A 1,775-nucleotide genomic window follows, 5' to 3' on the forward strand; every position below is an offset into this window, starting at 1 on the left:
CACCTACTCCGGGAGCGCTGATGTACCTAGCAAACGCCTCGGTAAGAGCTTCTTCAGAAATCTCACGCCCATTCATTGCTACTAACAAAGCGAGGGCACGACCGCAATCGTCTAAAAGAGCGTCAAATACGTTATCCCACACCTTTTCCGGGTTGTTTAACAGACCCTCTGCGTACTGCCAGTATGAATTTACCGCCACGTTTTCAAGCCGCTGTGCATCGGTGATAAACTGTACCAGTCGGGGGTTAAAATTTTTATGATCGATAATAACCCGATAGCGCTTAGACTCGTAAATCTGATCGATAAACTCAATACCCAAGGATGAGTGCCAGATATGGTTGTACAAAATATTCGCTTTATCTAACCTTGTTAGAGAATCAAGCGTAATCTCATACTCCTTTGTGTGCACATTGCCATTCTCGAAAACATCACTGAGCATTTTCCCTTGACTTAAAATAGTAGTCCTTGATGTTAGGACAAAACGCTTATTGCTATCTCTTGCAACCCTCCTTATAAAACTGACCACTTCTGCGCTTTCAACCCCACTCACCGCCTCCAAGTAGTTTCGCCCCAAGAAATCATCAAAATAGAATATTTGCTTCTCTTCCGGCAGATACACACTTTCTGCTTCAATGACATCTTTAGAAATTTCTACCAGCGAGTAGCCCTGTGCCACATAGTGCAATATCAACTGTTCTGCCAGTGTCGTCTTACCAATACCCGCGGCCCCGGTCAAAACAACAACATGATATTTTTCCAACCGTTCAATTGCGGCGGAGTGATTCGATGTTTGCGTGTAGACCGCTGACTTACTGATTATTTCTTCGATAGTATTTCTGCTACGATCATGAATAGCTTTATCCATGAAGTACCGCATCAAGTTTGAGCTAACAAGCCAAAGCTTATAATGACGAGACTCTACCGCTGGGTACTTAGCAAGAAGATCATTTAAATCTTCCTGACCGAGAATATCGCTAGGGCTTTTTACAAACGGACTCAATGCTTCCATCAACCGCTTCTTATCGCTCGGCGACAGTTTGAAAGAAACCACCAAGATATATCTCTGGGGATTTAGCTTTATAACCTTTTCTCTTTCCTCAACTGAAATTTTTTTAAATAGTTGATCACGACCCGCTGGAGCCCAATGCTTGCACTGAACTATCCATAAAGTTTCAGAGTTTACGATGTAACGACCGTCAATTCCACCATCTCGCCCTGGCTTGAAACGCTCGAAAATTACACCTTCATGGGCACCAAGTAAGTCCGTACAGAAGACCTCAAATTCTTTATCATTCAGCCGCGAAAAGTCGTACTCGTTCAAGGGGAGGCTCCGCTACATTCCACGTCATCGTCGACGAAATCCGTGCCGAGTATACCTATTCAACCGCCCAGTTAGATTCAAGAAGTGGAGTCGTTTGCCAAACTGAGTCTTTCCCAGAGGAATGCCATGTAACGGTGCGGAAACCTTGAATGAAGGGGCGTCAGGCAGGTTGAATGGGAGCCGTGGCTATCGCCACGTAGGTTCCCAACGACTGGGGCCTTTCTGCTTGGCGGTGTAAGCCGTAGCAGTGCTCCTCGCAAAGCGCTTCGACTCCGAAAGGCTCTAGCACTTTTGCTGCCGACATACGCGCCAGTAGGTCAACATTCGCTTCTTTCCTCGCTTGAAATGCAGTGCGGCTGTGCGCGGTTGTCAGATCGAATGTGGGCAATGAAACGCAGCTCTATTTCGGAAGGTATTCCAATCGGTATTCCAATTAAAATATAAAATATATATT

At 45.4% G+C, this 1,775-nt stretch carries 1 protein-coding gene; it reads right to left on the reverse strand.

Going from position 1 to position 1,775, the window contains the following annotated elements; genetic code table 11:
- Positions 1 to 1,321: nSTAND3 domain-containing NTPase (locus tag FEM54_RS31875; RefSeq protein ID WP_171045960.1), on the reverse strand; the 1,321-nt coding region annotated here is incomplete at its 3' end.
- Positions 1,322 to 1,775 lie beyond the last annotated feature (454 nt).

Source organism: Pseudomonas edaphica (genome assembly GCF_005863185.1).
Classification (GTDB): domain Bacteria; phylum Pseudomonadota; class Gammaproteobacteria; order Pseudomonadales; family Pseudomonadaceae; genus Aquipseudomonas; species Aquipseudomonas edaphica.